Origin of the sequence: Paenibacillus naphthalenovorans, from assembly GCF_001465255.1 — a bacterium.
Lineage (GTDB): Bacteria > Bacillota > Bacilli > Paenibacillales > NBRC-103111 > Paenibacillus_G > Paenibacillus_G naphthalenovorans.
This window is the reverse complement of record NZ_CP013652.1, coordinates 2834621-2854438: the sequence shown is the minus strand read 5'-3', so window position 1 is coordinate 2854438 and position 19818 is coordinate 2834621. Positions and strand designations below refer to the sequence as shown.

Genomic DNA, 19818 nt, shown 5'->3' with positions numbered 1-19818 from the left:
AATGGGACCGAGCAAACAGAAGGTGCGTCGTTTGCCGCTGCTTCCGCTGCGGGGATTGCTCGTCTATCCGAGCATGGTTCTGCATTTGGACGTAGGCAGAGAGAAGTCGGTGCGTGCGCTCGAGAAAGCGATGGTCGAGGACAGCATGATCCTGCTGTGCTCGCAATCCGAAGTAAATATTGAAGAACCGAAGAACGAAGACATTTACCGGATCGGTACCATTGCCAAAGTACGTCAAATGCTCAAGCTACCCAACGGTACGATCAGGGTTCTTGTGGAAGGCGTCGTGCGCGCGGAAATCACCGAGTTTCTGGTCAATGACGAATATTATGAGGTTCACGTCAAGGAACTGCCCGAACAGGAAGTGTCCGATCCGGAAATCGATGCATTGATGCGTACCGTATTAAATCAATTCGAGCATTATATTAATCTTTCAAAGAAAGTGACCCCGGAGACGCTGGCCGCCGTCTCCGATATTGATGAGGCGGGAAGACTGGCGGACGTCATTTGCAGTCATCTATCTTTAAAAATTAAAGATAAACAAGAAATCCTGGAAACCGTGGATGTGCGTTTGCGGCTGGAAAAGCTGTTGAACATTCTGAACAACGAACGGGAAGTGCTGGAGCTCGAGCGCAAAATCAGCCAACGCGTCAAAAAACAAATGGAGAAGACGCAGAAGGAATATTACTTGCGCGAACAGATGAAGGCTATCCAGAAGGAGCTGGGGGACAAGGAAGGCCGTGCTGGTGAAGCGGAGGAGCTGCGCAGCCAGCTGGCGCAAAGCGAAGTGCCGGAGAAAGTAAAAGAGAAGATCGAAAAAGAAATCGATCGGCTTGAGAAAATGCCGGCTACATCGGCGGAAGGCTCGGTGATCCGCAATTACATCGATTGGCTGCTTGCCCTTCCCTGGTCACATTCGACAGAAGACGATCTGGATATCCGCAAAGCGGAGGAAATCCTTAATCAGGACCATTATGGCTTGGAGAAGCCCAAGGAACGTGTTCTTGAATATTTGGCCGTACAGAAGCTGGTCAAAAAAATGAAAGGCCCGATTCTGTGTCTCGTAGGGCCTCCGGGCGTCGGGAAAACGTCGATTGCCCGCTCCATCGCACGCTCTTTGGAACGCGAATTCGTTCGAATTTCTTTGGGCGGAGTGCGGGACGAGGCTGAGATTCGGGGACACCGCCGCACTTATGTCGGCGCCATGCCGGGACGGATCATTCAGGGGATGAAAACGGCCGGGACCAACAACCCTGTTTTCCTGCTGGATGAAATCGACAAGATGGCGATGGATTTTCGCGGCGATCCGGCATCGGCGCTGCTGGAGGTCCTCGATCCGGAACAGAACAGCACGTTCAGCGATCACTATGTGGAAGTTCCTTTCGATCTATCCAAGGTGATGTTCATTACGACGGCCAATGGCGTGCACAATATTCCGAGACCGCTGCTGGACCGAATGGAAGTGCTGTATATCCCGGGCTATACCGAGATCGAGAAGCTGCATATCGCGCAAAATTATTTGCTTCCGAAGCAGCGGGAGGATCACGGGCTGACGGATGAGCAGCTGATCGTAGATGAAGCGGCGCTGATGAAAACGGTTCGCGAGTACACAAGGGAAGCCGGCGTCCGCAACTTGGAGCAGCAAATTTCATCGATTTGCCGAAAGGCCGCCAAGCAGGTCGTCGGCGGAACAGAAAGCGTGCACGTACAGGAGGACAATCTTAAAGAGTTCCTGGGTCAACCCAAATTCCGTTTTGGGATGGCGGAAGAAAAAGACCAAGTCGGAGCCGTCACGGGACTTGCCTGGACAGAAGTCGGCGGAGACACGCTGGTGATCGAAGTGACGGTCATGCCCGGCAACGGCAAGCTGACTTTGACGGGCAAGCTCGGCGATGTGATGAAAGAGTCCGCTCAGGCCGCATTCAGTTACACACGTTCGCGGGTTGAGCAGTTCCATATTCAAGCCGATTTTCATGAAAAATTTGATATTCATATACACATTCCGGAAGGAGCCATCCCGAAGGATGGGCCCTCTGCCGGAATTACGATGGGCACGGCGTTGGTCTCGGCGCTTACCGGTATACCTGTCTCCCGCCATGTGGCCATGACAGGAGAGATTACGCTTCGCGGCCGCGTGCTTCCGATCGGCGGATTGAAGGAAAAGTGCTTGGCTGCCCACCGGGCAGGCATCCGTACGGTCATCTTGCCCAAAGATAATGAAAAGGACATTGAAGAAATACCCGAAAGTGTGCGCAGCGATTTGAACTTTATCCCTGTTTCCCACATGGACGAAGTTCTTGAACATGCTTTAGTCAAACCTGTAGGAGTCTAATATATATGCGCCGATTGAATCCGCTGCGCGGAGATCCGTTCGGATTAATCGGCATCCGTTAGAAATGAGTGAAATGGCATGAAAGTAAATCAGGCTGAATTTGTGATCAGTGCCGTCGGTCCAAGCCAATATCCTTCCGATGCCTTGCCGGAAATTGCTCTGGCAGGGCGTTCTAATGTCGGCAAATCTTCATTAATCAACCGTATGATCAACCGTAAAAATCTGGCCCGCACCAGCTCGAAGCCCGGCAAAACGCAGCAGCTTAACTATTACCGGATTAATACCGATTTATTTTTTGTCGATTTGCCCGGTTACGGCTATGCGCAGGTGTCCAAAACCGAACGGGAAAAGTGGGGGAAGTTCATCGAGGAGTACCTGCTGAAGCGGGAATATTTGCAGCTTGTGCTGCAGGTTATTGATCTTCGTCACCCGCCTTCGAAGGACGATCAGGCGATGTATGCCTGGCTCAAGCATAACGGGGTTCCGGTGTGCCTCGTAGCCACTAAGGCGGACAAAATCCCGAAGGGCAAATGGCAGAAGCACATGAAGATCGTTAGAGAGACGCTGGGTGCGGACAAGTCCGACCCGCTTGTGCTGTTCTCTTCCGAAACGGGACTCGGTAAAGACGAATTGTGGTCCGTCATCGAGCAGCGGATCGTAGACGGCGCAATATCGGAGCCTGAAGATGCAATAACTAACGCCAAAGAAAATGAAAGCCGATAAAAGAAGAGCCCTGGTCTTGAACACAGGAAAGACTGCGGGCTGCTTCTTTTTGCCTTTTTACGGCATTGGTACGGGGAACTGCGAAACAAAGGGAGGGAGAAAGAGTTATTTACCCGTTCCCCCGGTCTTCTGAGGGGAAAAAGCGAATTTTTCTAATTTCCGGCGAAATACAAAACCTTGGGAGCAGGAATATTAAATAATTATGTAGTATAATGTATAGAGAACAACTGAAAATAGGCTCAAGCTTAGGTTCGAAAAAAATGAATCGAGGGATTTTTATGGCAAATAGGTTAGCGACTGAATACGTCAAAACCTGCCTAAAGTTAACGGAAGCCGAGATGACCCAATTCATTCAAATGTTTGTCGACCAGGGGGCTTCTTTGCAAGTCAAAGTTCTTGAAAATGGAAATCAAGAGGTTGTGCTGCAAGACGACGCTGGTGAAGAAATCGTCCTGCCGTTTGAGCGGCAAATGAATTTGTATGTATGTCAAGGCACTTGCCGGATGAAAAATAGAAATCTGGTTAACGCCATGCGAAAAGCAGTATCCGTCTTTAAAGGGGATGCTGTCGTTCACCGGATTTATCATGCTTACACCATGGTCTACACATATAAACAAGGCGCAGTCGTCAAGATTGTGGAGAAGGCGAAGAATGCCGAAAAAGTGGTTTATGAATTTAAGGATACGCTCGGTCAATTGGAGCATTTGTTCCATAAGAATGAGGTGGAGCAAGAGATCAGGTGGCTCAAGGAGCAAGTGAACAGCCTGCTTGACCTTCGCAATGAGATCACGGAAAATTACGTTCGCGACCAGATCGATGTCCGACTTCGCAAACTGACGCATCGTTTGTTTGTACTTGAAGCTTAAGATAATGCGTTTATTCATAGGAACTCTTTCCGGTTCGGCTTTGCTGTGCCGGGGAAGGGTTCCATTTGCATTTTTATACACCTTTGTTTATACCGGTTTCGGATATCGCCGTTACAGCCGCTAATGGGCTTGGGATGAAGGCCATCCTCAATTCACATGGGACATGTTATGTACATATTTTGTTGTTGGGTGTTCACGGATGATAGGGAAAAACGAATTTGCAAAAAAAAGTATTGCATTTCTGGTCAATAGATGTTATTTTTATTTTCGTTGAAAAAATAATAGGAACCAGGATTCACTCAGGACATGTAATGTTGCGAGAGATTATTCCCTCGAGAAGTGAATGACGTAGGTCCTAGCGGATGAAATTTTCAAAACATTTTATTCCTAGGAAGGGGGAACCGGAAGATGGAATACTCAACTTTCGGAAGACACGTAGCTGTAGATACATGGGGAGTCGATTTCGAACTTCTCAATAATGCTGAATGGTTACAAGCACAAATGGTAGAAGCTGCCGAGGTTTGCGGGGCGACCGTTTTGTCGGTGCAGTCCAAGCAATTTGAACCACAAGGCGCAACGGTTCTTGTATTACTGTCAGAAAGTCATCTCTCCATTCATACGTATCCTGAGAAAGGCTTCGCAGCGCTCGATTGTTATACCTGTGGCGAGACGGTCGATCCTCAGCTAGCGATTGAACATATGCTCTCCGTTCTGAAGCCGGAGGTTGCACACGCTAAAAAACTGGTTCGCGGTGTGGGTGAACTGCAAGTCGAAACACCGGTATTGAAGCAAGCGGAATTGATTAAATCATGAATTGAACATATCATAACCACGGAATCGTTTCCGTGGTTATTTCTTTTCATTCCCTCCCATACATATCAAGTAATTGCTTGGTTGAGAGGGGATTCGGCTGCATGCAGGCAGTCATCCGGAGGCCAAGAAAAAAATGGAGCCGGCAAGTATACGTCCCGGTATTCCGGAGGAAAATAGAAATGCGGTCTTGAACAAGAAAATTTTGAAAATAAGCCGTGAATGTGAAAAAAAGTTCATAAATTATGTCGAAGAAGCTCGGACAACTATGCTATAATAAATTCAATTTAAAAGGAGGAGGCAGGTGAACCAGATGCATATCGTCGTGGCAGGTTTAAATTATCGAACAGCGCCGGTATCGATCAGAGAAAAATTTGCATTCGCCGAGAAGGATTTGCCGCTGGCGCTGAAAGAGCTGAAGAACATCAAAAGCGTGATGGAATGCGTCATTGTGGCCACCTGCAACCGGACGGAATTATACGTTGTGGTTGACAGCCAGCATTTGTGCGGACATCTTTTACGGGGATTTATTGAAAAATGGTTCGATGTGCCGAAAGAGCAGTTCAATAAACATCTTTACGTTTTGGAGAATGAGAAAGCCATTGAGCATTTGTTCCGGGTGGCGAGCGGACTGGATTCGATGGTGATCGGTGAGACGCAAATTTTAGGCCAGGTTCGTGATGCTTTCCTTTTGGCACAGCAGGAGAAGACGACGGGTGTCTTGTTTAACACGCTGTTCAAGCAGGCTGTTACCATGGCTAAACGAGCGCACACCGAGACGGGAATCGGGGAAAATCCGGTATCTGTCAGCTATGCGGCGGTGGAACTCGGCAAACGCATCTTCGGGAGCTACCATCGCAAGAAAGTGCTGATTATCGGCGCCGGGAAGATGAGCGAGCTGACGGTAAAGCATCTGTACGCCAACGGAGCGGATAAAGTCATCGTTGTGAATCGTACGCTAAGCCGGGCTCGGGAGCTTGCAGATAAGTTTAGCGGCGTCGCAAGCACGATGGACCGTTTGATGGCTCATCTCGAGGAGGCGGACATCGTCATCAGTTCCACAGGGGCGTCCGGTTATGTATTAACTGCCGGGCAGGTGTCTTCCATATTGCAGCGCCGCCGCTCCAGACCTCTGTTTATGATCGACATCGCCGTTCCGCGCGACCTGGATCCGCGTTTGGGTGAAATGCCGAATGTTTTCTTATATGACATTGACAATCTTCAATCCATCGTCAATTCCCATTTGGAAGAACGCCGGAAAGCGGCGGTACAGATTGAAGAGATGATAGGGATGGAGATCGCGGCTTTTGAACAGTGGACGAAGACGTTGGGTGTCAGTCCTGTCATTCAGGCGCTGCAAACGAAAGCGGCCTCCATTCATGAGGAAACCATGGACAGCTTGCTGAAGAAGCTGCCCGAATTGGATGAACGCGAATTGAAAGTGATTCGCAAATTAACCAAAAGCATTGTCAATCAAATACTGCGCGATCCCATTGTCCGTATTAAAGAAATGGCAGCCGAGCGTCATGGGGATGATGCGCTCGAAATGTTCACGAAAATTTTTGCCTTGGAAGAGCAGTTGGCCGAGCAAAAGCGGATGGAGCAAGCGGCGCAGAAGCAAGAAGAGGAAGCTGCGCAGGAGCGGATGAAAGAGGAGCTTCTTTCCAAGGTAAGGGCATCCGCCACGCCTGCTGATGTTCTGGCCAAAGCCTAACCGGAAAGGGAGGCCATGGTTACGCAAACTTGGTTGTATGATGCCATTATTTATATCTATGCCCTGAGCCTCCTGTTTTACTTCTCGGACTTTGTCGGTTCGAACCGAAGTGCAAAACGGATGGGTACAGGGTTGCTTTCTTTTGTATGGGTGTTGCAAACGGCATACTTGGTTTACAGCCTGGTAGAACATAGAAATTTATCGACCTTTTCGATGTTCGAAACGCTGTTTATTTTTTCTTGGCTGCTGGTGACTGTGTCCATTCTTATCAATCGTTTTTTTCGGATCGAATTGTTTGTCTTTTTGGTTAATGTGCTGGGATTTGCTGTGCTGGCGGCCAACTTTTTCAGCAGGCCGGGAATTTCTCCTACACTGTCGCATTGGAATATTAATGACGAGCTTTTATTCATTCATATTACGTTGGCGGTGGGAGGCTATGCAGCCTTCGTCGTCTCGGCGGTATTTTCCGGCATGTACTTGTTTTTACATCGCATGCTGAAGGAAAAGAAGTGGTCCCAGCAGATGCTGCGGCTTCCAAGCTTGGAGAAGACGGATCGCTATGCGTTTGTGGCTGCGGTGATCGGTGCTCCGCTGCTGCTGCTGAGTATTTCCCTTGGTATTGTATGGATTGCGCTTGAGGGTGATTTTACACTCTTTTTCGACTCTAAAGTAGTGAATTCATGGTTTGTTCTTTTGGCTTATGTTTTTTATTTATTTCAACGGATGCTGTTGAAAGCACCGGGCAACCGGCTGGCGCTTTGGAATTTGGCGGCATTCGTGATCACCCTGCTTAATTTCTTGCTGGCGAATTACTATTCCGGCTTTCACCAATGGTCGTAAGGGAGGAAGTGCGGATGGCGGCCAAATCCAATGGACCGGCTGCGGGACGGAAAGACCGAGCCAAAATATGGTACCCGGTGCTGCTTGATCTTGAGGACAAGCCGTGCCTTGTTGTCGGCGGCGGAAGGGTCGCCGAGCGTAAGACTTGTACCCTCATGGAAGCCGGGGCGAGCGTGACAGTGGTCAGCCCGCGGCTTACCCCGCAATTGGAAGCGTGGGCGGAGCAAGGGCTTATACGGACGCGGCGTGAGGAATATACCGCCGGTCTTCCCGTACTGGCGCAAGCGTTTCTCGTGTTCGCCGCTACCGGCGATGCCGAGGTGAATGCGCAGGTATGTGCCGAAGCGGAAGCCCTCGGTAAGCTTGTGAATTCGGCCGATGATGCGGAGGCCGGAGGGTTTATTGTACCGGCGACCCTGAGGCGCGGCCGGTTGACGCTGGCGGTATCGACGGCAGGCGCAAGCCCTTCGCTGGCCGCCAAAGTGCGCAGGCAGCTTGAAGACATGTTTGGAGAAGAGTACGCGCCGTATCTGGAGCTGATGCATGAACTGCGCATGACCGTCCAGACTGTCGTGTCCGATACGTCTGAACGCCAGGAGTTGTTTCGGGCCATGCTGGAGTGGAAGCTGCTTCCTTTGTTTAAGTCAGGGAGACTGCCATATGATCATTTCCGGTCGGAGCTGCTGCGCCGCGTGGCGGAAGACCCGACAATCGACGGGATCTGCAGCATCGGAGATTGGCTGCTGAGTCTACAAAACGCTTGGAATGGGCATGAATGAAAAGAAAAAGAAGACCAGACGGATGGTTAAATACTGTCTGATCACAAAGGGTTATTCAAGCGGGCTTCGCTCAGAAGCTTTCTTAATTTATATCAGATGATTAGCTATAGAGGCTGATTGAGTGGACAAGGGGTTGACCGAACGCATGCGTAAAATCGTTGTAGGTACCAGACAGAGCGCGCTCGCTCTGACACAAACCGGACAGGTGATCGATCATCTTAAGGAGCTGTGTGAGCGGAACGGCATCGAAGTGGAGTTCGAATTGAAAAAAATCGTGACCAAAGGCGATCGGATTCTCGATGTAACGCTTTCCAAGGTAGGCGGTAAAGGCTTATTCGTAAAAGAAATTGAACAAGCGCTGCTCGATGGCGAAATCGATCTGGCGGTACATAGCATGAAGGACATGCCCTTCGAGCTTCCGGAAGGCTTGGTGATCGGCGCTATACCTGAACGGGAAGACCCTCGCGACGGGTTGATTACGATCGGGGGTCGGGGGTTGGACGACCTCCCCGAGGGGGCAAAGATCGGGACAAGCAGCTTGCGCCGCTCAAGCCAATTGCAAAACTATCGGCCGGACTTCCGGATCGAACCGGTAAGAGGCAACATCGATTCAAGGCTGGGCAAGCTGGAGACAGAAGGCTTCGATGCCATCGTGTTAGCCGCTGCCGGTTTGCGTCGTATTGGCTGGGAGGATCGGATCAGCGCATACCTGCCTCCCGAGTTGTGTCTCCCGGCCGTAGGACAGGGAGCGTTATGTATCGAGTGCCGCGGCGATAACGAATTCGTGCTGGATCTCCTGGCCAGGTACCGACATGAGCCTACAGCGATTGCGGTAAGCGCGGAACGAAGCTTCCTGGGCCGCTTGAACGGCGGCTGCCAGGTTCCGATCGGGGCTTATGCCCAATTGGGCGAAGTGAACGCCGACGGTAAACCGGAAATCACGCTGACCGGCATGGTGGGATCGCCGGACGGCAAACGGATGTTAAAAGAAACAATGAACGGAACAGATCCGGAAAAGCTGGGATTAGCTTTAGCCGAGGCACTAATCGCCAAAGGAGCTGCAGAGCTGCTGTCCATAGCTGGGGAATAGGGGAGAAACGGTTGTGAATAAGGGTGTCGTTTATCTTGTCGGTGCCGGACCAGGGGATCCGAAGCTGATTACGTTGAGAGGCTTGGAGGCAATACAGCGGGCCGATGTGGTTGTTTACGACAGACTTGCCAGCCCGCGTCTACTGAAGCATATGAAGGCCGGTGCGGAGAAAATTTTTGTGGGCAAGCTGCCCGACAAGCATATGATGAAGCAGGAGGAAATTAACCGGCTGCTGGTCGACCTTGCGCTTCAAGGAAAGATCGTGACCCGGCTCAAGGGCGGAGATCCGAGCGTGTTCGGACGTGTGGGAGAGGAAGCTGAGCTGCTCGCGGACAACGGGATCAAGTTTGAAATTGTTCCCGGCATTACTTCTGCCATCGCCGTGCCGGCTTATGCCGGAATCCCGGTAACGCATCGCGATTTTACTTCTTCCTTTTCCATCGTGACGGGGCATGAATATAAAAATAAAACATACTCCAGCGTGAATTGGGATAACTTGTCGCAAGCGTCCGGCACACTTATTTTTTTAATGGGTGTGGCTAACCTAGAGCAAATATGCAACCGGCTGATTCATGGCGGCAAATCTCCGGAGACTCCTGTGGCGCTCATTCGATGGGGAACTTGGATGGAGCAGGAAACATTGACGGGAACATTGACGGATATCGCGGAAAAGGTGAGAGCAGCCAATTTTCAATCGCCGGCGGTTACGATCGTTGGCGAAGTCGTGAAGCTAAGAGACAAGCTCTCCTGGTTCGAGAAGAAGCCGCTCTTCGGACGGCGAATCCTGGTCACCCGTGCGCGCAGTCAAGCCAGTGATTTAGCCAACCAAATCGATGAACTGGGCGGAGAAGCGGTGGAGTTTCCGGTGATTCGTACACAGCAGACAACCGATCCCGCTGCTCAAGCGCTGCGGGATGACGCCATAAGCTCTGTGGAACAATTTGACTGGATTATGTTTACAAGCGTAAACGGTGTGGAGTTTTTCTTTCAAAGAATGCGGGAGCTGCGTAAGGATATACGCTCTCTTGCGAAGGCGCGTATTGCGGCCGTCGGTCCGAAAACAGCGGAAGCGTTGGAGGAGCGAGGCTTGATGATTGAAACGATCCCTTCACGGTATCAAGGGGATGCGCTGCCCGAAGCATTGGCTGCCGAGCTGCAGCCGAATCAGCGTGTGCTTCTTCCTACAGCGAATATCGCCAGGGACGCGCTGCCTCATAAGCTCAAGGAACTCGGTTTGCATGTAACCAAAATCGATATGTATGAGACGGTGCTGGAAACCGATCACGGTGATGAAATCATCGAGCTGCTCAAGCAGGGTAAAATTCATATTGTCACGTTTACAAGCTCATCTACAGTAACAAATCTGCTTCGCGCATTAAAGGAGCTTGGCGAGCATGAGCCGGTTGAATTGCTCCGGGGCTGCAACATTGCTTGTATCGGTCCGTTAACCGCCCAAACTGCTTTGGATGCAGGACTGAATGTAGACTATATGGCCAAAGAAGCGACGGTTTCGTCGCTTGTGGCCAGCTTATATCAACAGGATAGCGGCGAATAAAGCCGACTAACCGCAGCTAGGAGGAGAACTTATGAGTTTCCCGCTCGTTCGAAATCGCAGACTGCGTACGTCCCACGCAATACGTAATCTGGTAAGAGAGCACGCTGTTTCCACGTATGATTTGATTTATCCGATATTTGTGACCCATGGTTCCGGAATTAAAGAAGAAATCAGCTCAATGCCGGGCGTATACCATCTGTCAATAGACCGGTTGGAAGAAGAAATTCGTGAAGTGACGGCTCTTGGTATTCAAGCCATTCTCTTGTTTGGCGTACCGGAGCATAAAGATGCTCACGGAAGCTCGGCTTATGACGCAAACGGCATCGTTCAGCAGGCTGCCCGCCGGATCAAAGAATGGAATCCCCAGCTTTTAGTCATTGCGGATACCTGTCTGTGCCAATTCACGGACCACGGCCACTGCGGCATCGTTCATTTTGATGAAGCCAAAGGGCGTGCCGAGGTGTTGAACGACCCTACGCTGGAGCTGCTCGTCAAAACGGCGGTGTCTCAAGCCGAAGCCGGTGCGGATATCATTGCACCGTCGAACATGATGGATGGTTTCGTGTATGCGATCCGTCAAGGGTTGGATGAAGCCGGCTATGAGCACGTGCCGATCATGTCTTATTCCGTCAAATATTCTTCTTCATTCTACGGACCGTTCCGTGATGCAGCCCATTCGGCGCCGCAGTTTGGCGACCGGAAGACGTATCAGATGGATCCCGCCAATTCCCGCGAAGCGCTGCGTGAAGCGGATGCCGATGTCGCGGAGGGCGCCGATTTTCTCATGGTGAAGCCGGCGCTCGCTTATATGGATATGATTCGGATGCTGCGCGACCGTTATGATCTTCCGATTGTCGCTTACAACGTCAGCGCGGAGTATTCCATGGTCAAAGCCGCGGCCGCACAGGGCTGGATCGATGAGAAGGCTATCGTGATGGAAACTATGGTCGGCTTTAAGCGGGCGGGCGCGGATCTGATCATTACTTATTTCGCCAAGGACATTGCCCGTTGGCTGAAAGAGGAATAACCGAATCGGTTTATCGTGTAATCAAACGTTTGTCTTCCAGCTCAGCTGCAGGACAAACGTTTTTTTCATTAGATTTGCCGCCTTCATCGAAGGGTCCGGACGCTGGCCAATGGGATGACTGCCATGGCGGCTCTCCGTTCCCGGGATGAGCGAGATATTTCCCTTGAAATCAGCTGTCATACATTTGTCGGAAAACGGCGGCTGACATACGTTGTTACCTGCTTTCAAATAGGGCATAATGGAAAGTATACAACGGGAATGCGGAAAAGAGGAATCCAATATGAGCTATAATGATTTGTTTATCCGTGCTTGTAAAAAGCAGGAAGTGGATACGCTGCCGGTGTGGTATATGCGGCAGGCGGGACGGTATGACCCGGATTATCGCAAAATCAAGGAAAAATACAGCCTTCTTGAAATTTGTAGGCAGCCGGAGCTGGCGGCGGAAGTGACCATGATGCCGGTGAAAAAGCTTGGCGTCGATGCGGCGATTTTGTATTCGGATATCATGAATCCCGTCGCTTCGATCGGAATCGATTTTGATATTGTCAAAAATATCGGTCCGGTGATTCATAACCCGATTCGCACGTCTGCGGATGTGCAAAGGCTGAAGCCGATTCAGGTGGAGCAGGATTTATCACACGTCCTGAAGACGATTGAAATTCTGGTTGGAGAGCTGCAGGTTCCGCTCATTACGTTTGCGGGTGCGCCGTTTACCATTGCCAGCTATTTGATCGAAGGCAAGCCCTCCAAGAGCTACATCCGCACCAAAGGGCTGATGTACGGTGAACCGAAGATTTGGTTTGAGCTGATGGACAAATTGGGAGACATGGTCATTACATATCTGAAAGCCCATATCGCTTCCGGCGCCAAAGCGGTGCAATTGTTCGACAGCTGGGTCGGGGCGCTGTCTCCGGCCGATTATCAAACCTATGTGCTGCCGACGATCCGCCGTATTTTTGCCGAGATGGAATCTTATGAGGAGCCGAAAATTTATTTCCCGGGCGTCAGCTCCGGAGAGCTGCTGCCTTATCTACGGGATGTCCAGGCTGACGTTATCGGACTGGATTGGCGTGTTCCGATTGCAGAAGGACGTCGGCGCGTAGGCAGCCGGTTTGCGGTGCAGGGCAATTTGGACCCTTATGTGCTGACAGCTCCCATGTCCGTCATTGAGGCACAGGCCAAGGCCATTATCGATGAAGGTATTCAAAAGCCGGGGTACGTGTTCAATCTAGGGCACGGCTTGTTCCCGGAGGCTTCCTTGGAAAAGCTGAGGGAGCTCACAGCGTTTATCCATACGTACTCCCGTCAGGCGCTGAAAGCGCAGGGAACTTTCAAACAGGAAAGCGGTGTATAACATGAGTGCGACGGAGATCAAACGGATTGGTGTTCTTGTCTTGTCTTACGGAACGCCCAAAAGCATCGATGACATTGAAGCCTATTATACGCATATCCGGAGAGGGCATCCTCCGACGCCGGAGCAGCTGCAGGATTTGAAAAATCGCTATGAAGCGATTGTGGGAGGCGTATTCCCGCTTAGGGAGAACACCGACAAACAAGTGAAGGCTCTGGAGGACCGGTTGAACGAGAAATATCCGGACACCACGTTTATTTGCTATCAAGGCTTAAAGCACGCGGCCCCTTTTATAGAGGACGGCGTAGAGCAAATCGTTCAGGACGGACTTACGGAAGCGGTCGGCGTGGTGCTGGCTCCGCATTATTCCTCGATGAGCGTTGGGGGGTATATGAAACGGGCGCAAGCGAAGGCGGATGAGCTTGGTTTAAACATCCGGTTCGTTCGCAGCTACCATTTGCATCCCAAGCTGATCGAAGCTTTGGCGGAGCGGGTGGAAGAAGCCTTGAACCGATTCGAAGGGGTGGAGAAGGACCGGATCAAGGTGATTTTTACCGCACACAGCCTGCCGGAAAAAATACTCGAGATGAAAGATCCGTACCCTGAGCAGCTGCTGGAAACGTCCAGAGCGGTCGCCGCTAAGACGGGTCTGACGAATTGGCAGTTCGGCTGGCAGAGTGCGGGACAGACCGGAGAGCCATGGCTTGGTCCCGATGTCCTGGACGTGCTGCGCACCATCAAGCAGGAAAAGCAGGCGGAGCATGTACTGATCTGCCCGGTCGGATTTGTTTCCGATCATCTTGAAATTTTATACGACCTCGATATTGAAGCGCAGCTAACGGCTCGCGAGCTCGGACTGCATCTGGAACGTACCCGTTCCTTGAATACCGACCCGCTGTACATGGATGCGTTAAGCGACGTCGTTTACGCGCAGTTGGAGAGGAATTGATGGTATGGACGGCAACGCCAGACACGTCGTTATTGTTGGCGGAGGCATAACAGGGCTTAGCGCCGCTTATTATTTGAAGAAAAGTACGGCCGCCCCCTTGCGGATTACGGTGATGGAAAAAGGCGGGGCGTTCGGGGGGAAAATCGTCACATTAAAGCGGGACGGCTTCGTTATAGAGAAAGGCCCGGATTCGTTCCTGGCGCGAAAGCAGGCGATCATTGATTTAACCCGGGAGCTAGGGCTGGAGGACAAGCTGACAGGTACGAATCCCAACGCAAAAAGAACGTACATTCTATCGGGCGGGAAGCTTCACCGGATACCTGACGGCCTTATGCTGGGAATTCCTACTCGGCTGGTTCCTTTCATGCGGACGGGTCTTCTGTCGCTGTCCGGCAAGGCGCGTGCCGCACTGGATTTGGCGCTGCCCAAACGAACATCGCCGGAAGACGAGTCGCTCGGGCACTTTTTAGAGCGGCGGCTGGGGGCGGAGGTGCTTGCGCAAATCGCCGAACCCCTGCTTGCCGGCATCTATGCAGGCGACACGTACAATTTGAGCTTAAGAGCGACCTTCCCGCAATTTCACTCGATTGAGCAGAAGCACCGCAGTCTGATCCTGGGCATGATGCAAAACCGGAAAGCGGGCGGCGAGGAAAGCCGGACGCTGCCCGAGGCCGCACGTAATACGATGTTCCTCACCTACAGGGATGGACTGGAGACACTGGTTGACGGACTGCTGGATGCGCTCGATGATGTGCGTCTTCTAAAGCATTGCGGTGTTTCGCAGGTGGAGAAGGCGGAGGGAGGTTACCGCGTCATTCGGGAAGACGGAGAGATAGAGGATGCGGCTGGTGTCATTATAGCGCTCCCTGCCTACGGCATAAGCGAAGTGCTCGGTTCCGGGGTTCCTGAAATACGGGAGCTGGACAGGATCGAATATGTCTCCGTCGCGAACGTTATCCTGGCATTCAATGCCGAGGACATGGTACGGAAGCTCGACGGTTCGGGATTTGTCGTGCCAAGGCGGGAAGGGCGGTTTATTACGGCTTGCACCTGGACGTCCAAGAAATGGCTGCATACCGCGCCTAGCGGCAAAGTGCTTCTGCGCTGCTATGTCGGACGTTTCGGAGACGACCGTTGGCTTCATATGACGGAGGACGAAGTTTTCCGTGAGGTACGTAAAGATTTGAGAGAAACGATGGGCATTACAGCCGAGCCGTTATTTATGGAAATGACGAAGCTGATGCGTTCGATGCCGCAATACCCTGTCGGCCATCTCGAGCTAATCGGCCGCGTTCGCCAAGGGTTGTCCGAGCGCATGCCCGGTGTGCTGGTGACGGGAGCGGCGTTCCAAGGCGTAGGGCTGCCGGATTGTATTCGTCAGGGAAAGGAAGCTGCGCAGCAAATGGCGGCACAGCTTCAGTAGCATTGGAAAAAGCCCGACCTCATCGGGCTTTACATTTTTCGATTAAAGGGAAGAAAAGATATGGCGGCCTGCAAAGGGAATGGTATAATGGCTGTGAGATTGTCCGATTACCGGGATACCGGTTTTAAGATGGGTTTAAGTACAATTATAGAAAAAGGTGGGGCCTAAATGAACGAAAAGCGCAAACGTTCCGACACGCGTTCCGCTGAAGCTTTTGCGGAAGCCAAAAAATACATACCTGGCGGGGTGAACAGCCCGGTCCGCGCCTTCAAATCGGTCGGTCTCACACCGCTGTTTGTGGTTAAAGGAGCCGGTTCGCGTGTCTATGATGTGGACGGCAACGAGTTCATTGATTACATCGGATCCTGGGGTCCGCTTATTCTGGGACATGCTCATCCGGAAGTGATCGAGGCCGTAAAACGCACGGCGGAGCTCGGAACGAGCTTTGGAGCGCCAACAGAGCTGGAGACGGAAATGGCCAAGCTGGTGGTTGAACGGATTCCTTCGATCGAGGTTGTCCGGATGGTGAATTCCGGTACGGAGGCAACGATGAGCGCGCTTCGGCTGGCGAGAGGCTACACAGGCCGCAGTAAAATCCTCAAGTTCGAGGGCTGCTACCACGGTCATGCGGACTCTCTGCTGATTAAGGCGGGTTCAGGTGTTGCCACGCTGAGCCTTCCGGATAGTCCGGGCGTACCGGAATCCGTAGCGGTCAATACGATAACGGTTCCATATAACGATCTGGCGTCGGTGCAGCTCGCGTTTGAAAAATTCGGTGAAGAAATCGCCGCGGTCATCGTCGAACCGGTTGCCGGTAACATGGGCGTCGTTCCGCCGCAGCCGGGCTTTCTTGAAGGTCTGCGTCAAACGACCTCCTCCTACGGCAGCCTGTTGATCTTCGACGAGGTCATGACCGGTTTTCGCGTCGGCTTACACAGCGCTCAAGGGCTCTACGGCATCACGCCGGATCTTACCTGTCTCGGCAAAATCATCGGCGGGGGTCTTCCGGTAGGCGCGTACGGCGGCAAACGGGAGATCATGGAGCATATTGCTCCGGCCGGACCGATTTATCAGGCGGGTACGCTGTCGGGTAATCCGCTTGCGATGGCAGCCGGTTACACGACGCTCAAGCTGCTGGGAGAGCCGGGCGTTTATGAGGAGCTGGAGCGGAAGTCCGCCAAATTGGAGCAGGGCTTCAGGAAAAACGCGGCCGAGCTGGGAATCCCGTCTACCATCAATCGCGTAGGCTCCATGATATGCCCGTTTTTTACAGACACGAAAGTGATCAATTATGAGACGGCGAAACGTTCCGATCTGGAACGGTTTAACCGTTATTTTGCCTCACTGCTTGATGAAGGAGTCAGCATAGCCCCTTCGCAGTTCGAAGGGATGTTCGTGTCCGCCGCTCATACCGACGCGGATATCGATGCGACGATTGAAGCGCATTACCAGGCTTTGAAGCGCTTGTGAACCTTCAAACCGTTTTGGTCAAGAGACGCAACCCAATGAAGCCGCCCCGTATTCTTTCTGCATTGAGGAATACGGGGCGGCTTTGATTATCGTCAGCCTGGAACGGCTGCAGAGTTCGGCGGTTGCTGTTATTTTGCTGCAGGAACGGTTTCCGTCACGGTTCCGGCGGGAACTTTGCCGTTGGAGTCCCCGACAACAACAGGCGCCGGAGCCGGACCGGAAACCGGGGGAGGCCCGGTTTTATCCACAGGGACGCCGCCGCCATCCGTGTTTTCCGTTTCTTTCTGTCCTGCAGGGGCAGGCGAAGGGGAGGAAGCGTCTCCCTCATGGGCACCGCTTTGCTTTGGCGGCGCCGTTCCGGCGGCGGTGCGGGCTTTGCCGCTGTCGTCCCGCTGATTTCCGCCCGCTGCGGGCTTGGTCTCTGCTGATGCGGGCTCGCTTTTCGCTTTTTCACCGCCCGGGGATTTGGCAGGTACGGCAGCACGGGTTTGCTGTTGGCGGGCTTTCTTCTCCGCCTGCTCCCGCAAATATTCGGGATGGTCATGGGAGCCGCCCGGATCGATTTTATCGATGCCGTCCCAGACACGGTTGGCGACAACGGATGACGGATTGTCATAAACGAGAAACGCGGACGGCAGTCTGCGCTCGCCATAGCGGCTGGACGGATGGGTAATCAGCTCGCCCCCGACTACCATCTCGGAGGAGGCTCCGCCATCCAGATTTCCGGCGTTGACAGCCCCTTCGTTGAGAAGCAAATCTTGAACCTCCTTCAAGGTGGCTCCTACGCTGTTCGCCTGGCGGCCGTCGATGACGATGAAGATGACGGTTCCGTCGGTTCTTTGCCCGACGGCTGTCCGCGGCGCACGGCCCCATCCGCCGTCGCCGCTTGTAATAAGCGGCTTGCCGTTAGCAATCAGCCTTGGATAAAACGAAACGGCTTCGGATACCCCCATATCCCTCAGCTCGAAAATATTATATTTGCCGACGACTAGCTTCCCTTCCCTGGTAAAGCCGACAATATGCTGCGGAATACTTCCGTCTTGATCCGTGAAGACGATATCGCCGCCCGAAATGATGACACCGATGGCCGCAAAGCCGTTGCCCAGTCCCTCCGGATCATCGAAGCTACCTCCGTTGACGCCGGCTACAGCACCGGTACGGGTAACCATGGACGTGATTCGTTCCCCTTCCCCAGGCTTGGATGGGGTCATGACGCGGATCGATTTGGGATCGTATACGTACATCTTTTTTCCTTTCCATAACGGTCCCGAAATATCCTCTACTTTAATCAGTTCGTCTGCGGAGCGGCGGTTTCCGATGTTCACCATGCTCAGATCCTGCTTTTCCCTGGCGGCATCCTCAATCGCGTTCTGCATTTTTTGAACCAGTAAGTCCCGCCGCTCGGCTCCGACAAAAATCCAGGCCCAGCTCCGGTGCTGCGTGGTAATGACCGTTTCTGCGAGCCGTTCCCTTATTTCGCTTCCCGGCTTGGTTAAAAATAAAAAACTGGAGACCCCAAAGGCGAACAGAGCGACCCCAAACAGCGTTCTCTTCAGCCTGCCCCAGTTACGAATGGTCCGCAAGACAGTAACCAATCGAAGTCTCTCCTGTTATTGATGTAATGGAAAATGAACATAGGTCAAATCATATATTTTTCTCACATTCTATCATAATAAAGAAACCATGAATAGAGATTTGATATAGCAAAATAGAGGAAGTCCCGGAAGTATAACTGCTTTGAGAAAAAGCTGCGTTTTGGTAAAATTGACGATAGGTCAACGGATGGAGGAAGTTACGTGCTCTTGAAAAAATACAGTTTTTATGGAATTACCCTGGAAATGATCATCGTCATGGGGCTGTTCTTTGTCCTGCTTTTGGTCATCATGGCGGCGGCGGGGATGGAGCGGAAACGCCGCCGAAAGCATCTTGCTGCCGACGGTGCCAAGGAGGATTCCCCGAGATGAATGCGCGACGCCGCAAAGGGGAGTGGCTTGAATGGACTGTCAAACGGGACGTGCATTCCATAGAAGATATCCGCGAGGAACTGGTTGAAACGATAGGCGGCCGATTTCTTTCAAAGCTGAACCGTTCCGGCGGTATTCAATGGAAAGGACGCAGGGTGATGCTCCGCTTGTTTCCCGAGGAAACGCTCCAATATGAGCCGGAATGGGCGGACATCGAAGTGCTGTATGAGGACGATTTCAGCCTTGTGGTAAACAAGCCGCCGGGTATGAAGGTGCATCCTACGCGGGAGGGGGAGTCCGGTACGCTGCTTCACGCGCTGGGTTGGCATCTGGAATCGACGGGACAGCGCTGCCGTCCGCGACCTATTCACCGGCTGGACGAGGATACGACAGGACCGGTGCTGGCGGCCAAGAACGAATGGGCGCAATATCGGTTGGATGAAGCGATGCGGGACAAACGCGTAGAGCGGATATACGTCGCTCTGGTTCAAGGACATCCTTCCGACAACAGCGGCATGATCGACGCGCCGATCGGACGCGACAGGCACCATGCGACAAGAAGACGGGTATCCCGAACGGGGGATGCGGCAGTGACACGTTACGAGGTTTTGGAAAGGTTGCGTTCTGCCTCGCTTGTACGATTAAGGCTGGAGACGGGCAGAACGCACCAAATCCGCGTTCACATGAGCCATTTGGGACATCCCCTGTTGGGAGACCTGCTTTACGGCGGCCGGGCGGCGGGCATGGCCAGGCAAGCGCTGCACGGGGATGTGCTGATGTTTCCGGAGCCGCTCACGGGCGAAAGGGTGCAGGTGCGCGCGCCTTGGCCCGAAGACTTTGCGGCTCTTTATGAACAATTGAAAAAATAGTAGTCATGCTCCTCCCGCAGCAGCCATATAAATTGTAAAGACCAATGCGCTGACGA

The 19818-nt window shown here is 52.4% G+C and carries 17 protein-coding genes; 16 read left to right on the top strand and 1 reads right to left on the bottom strand.

What is annotated here, in order from left to right; translation table 11 throughout:
• Position 1 precedes the first annotated feature (1 nt).
• From lon to hemL, 14 genes are all read left to right on the top strand, one after another.
• Positions 2-2332, top strand: a complete 2331-nt coding sequence (gene lon, locus IJ22_RS14070; protein WP_062409268.1) for an endopeptidase La — start codon at positions 2-4, stop codon at positions 2330-2332.
• A 78-nt stretch (positions 2333-2410) separates the two neighbouring features.
• Entirely contained in the window at positions 2411-3055 is a 645-nt protein-coding gene (gene yihA / locus IJ22_RS14065) for a ribosome biogenesis GTP-binding protein YihA/YsxC (RefSeq protein ID WP_062409267.1), read from the top strand.
• A 278-nt stretch (positions 3056-3333) separates the two neighbouring features.
• Entirely contained in the window at positions 3334-3921 is a 588-nt protein-coding gene (locus IJ22_RS14060) for a hypothetical protein (RefSeq protein WP_054819245.1), read from the top strand.
• Between the two features lie 408 nt (positions 3922-4329).
• The gene (speD, locus tag IJ22_RS14055; protein WP_062409266.1) at positions 4330-4734 is read left to right on the top strand and encodes an adenosylmethionine decarboxylase; all 405 of its coding nucleotides are present in this window, start codon (positions 4330-4332) and stop codon (positions 4732-4734) included.
• Positions 4735-5044: 310 nt separating this feature from the next.
• Complete coding sequence (gene hemA / locus IJ22_RS14050) at positions 5045-6445, top strand: glutamyl-tRNA reductase (protein ID WP_062409265.1); 1401 nt, start codon at positions 5045-5047, stop codon at positions 6443-6445.
• Positions 6446-6460: 15 nt separating this feature from the next.
• The gene (gene ccsA / locus IJ22_RS14045) at positions 6461-7285 is read left to right on the top strand and encodes a cytochrome c biogenesis protein CcsA (RefSeq protein ID WP_062409264.1); all 825 of its coding nucleotides are present in this window, start codon (positions 6461-6463) and stop codon (positions 7283-7285) included.
• A 14-nt stretch (positions 7286-7299) separates the two neighbouring features.
• Complete coding sequence (locus tag IJ22_RS14040; protein ID WP_062409263.1) at positions 7300-8064, top strand: precorrin-2 dehydrogenase/sirohydrochlorin ferrochelatase family protein; 765 nt, start codon at positions 7300-7302, stop codon at positions 8062-8064.
• 145 nt (positions 8065-8209) lie between these two features.
• On the top strand, positions 8210-9154 hold the full coding sequence (gene hemC, locus IJ22_RS14035) for a hydroxymethylbilane synthase (RefSeq protein WP_062410990.1): 945 nt from the start codon (positions 8210-8212) through the stop codon (positions 9152-9154).
• Between the two features lie 13 nt (positions 9155-9167).
• Positions 9168-10709: a uroporphyrinogen-III C-methyltransferase gene (gene cobA / locus IJ22_RS14030; RefSeq protein WP_062409262.1), complete on the top strand. Its 1542-nt coding sequence runs from the start codon at positions 9168-9170 to the stop codon at positions 10707-10709.
• A 31-nt stretch (positions 10710-10740) separates the two neighbouring features.
• Positions 10741-11736 (top strand): porphobilinogen synthase, encoded by a 996-nt coding sequence (gene hemB, locus IJ22_RS14025; protein ID WP_054819247.1) that lies wholly within the window; start codon positions 10741-10743, stop codon positions 11734-11736.
• 280 nt (positions 11737-12016) lie between these two features.
• Positions 12017-13090 (top strand): uroporphyrinogen decarboxylase, encoded by a 1074-nt coding sequence (hemE, locus tag IJ22_RS14015; RefSeq protein ID WP_062409260.1) that lies wholly within the window; start codon positions 12017-12019, stop codon positions 13088-13090.
• A gap of 1 nt (position 13091) precedes the next feature.
• On the top strand, positions 13092-14036 hold the full coding sequence (gene hemH / locus IJ22_RS14010; protein WP_054819249.1) for a ferrochelatase: 945 nt from the start codon (positions 13092-13094) through the stop codon (positions 14034-14036).
• A gap of 4 nt (positions 14037-14040) precedes the next feature.
• On the top strand, positions 14041-15459 hold the full coding sequence (gene hemG, locus IJ22_RS14005; RefSeq protein WP_062409259.1) for a protoporphyrinogen oxidase: 1419 nt from the start codon (positions 14041-14043) through the stop codon (positions 15457-15459).
• 168 nt (positions 15460-15627) lie between these two features.
• A complete protein-coding gene (hemL, locus tag IJ22_RS14000; RefSeq protein WP_062409258.1) occupies positions 15628-16929 on the top strand; it encodes a glutamate-1-semialdehyde 2,1-aminomutase in 1302 nt (433 codons plus the stop codon).
• 128 nt (positions 16930-17057) lie between these two features.
• Here hemL and IJ22_RS13995 read toward each other — a convergent pair whose 3' ends face one another.
• The gene (locus IJ22_RS13995) at positions 17058-18524 is read right to left on the bottom strand and encodes a phosphodiester glycosidase family protein (RefSeq protein ID WP_062409257.1); all 1467 of its coding nucleotides are present in this window, start codon (positions 18522-18524) and stop codon (positions 17058-17060) included.
• A 201-nt stretch (positions 18525-18725) separates the two neighbouring features.
• On the opposite strand from IJ22_RS13995, the gene IJ22_RS26360 reads away from it, so the two are divergent.
• Both IJ22_RS26360 and IJ22_RS13990 read left to right on the top strand, forming a co-directional pair.
• Positions 18726-18893, top strand: a complete 168-nt coding sequence (locus IJ22_RS26360) for a hypothetical protein (RefSeq protein WP_160327385.1) — start codon at positions 18726-18728, stop codon at positions 18891-18893.
• Entirely contained in the window at positions 18890-19762 is an 873-nt protein-coding gene (locus tag IJ22_RS13990; protein ID WP_062409256.1) for an RluA family pseudouridine synthase, read from the top strand. Before IJ22_RS26360 ends, IJ22_RS13990 begins: the two co-directional genes overlap by 4 nt.
• Positions 19763-19818: the final 56 nt, after the last annotated feature.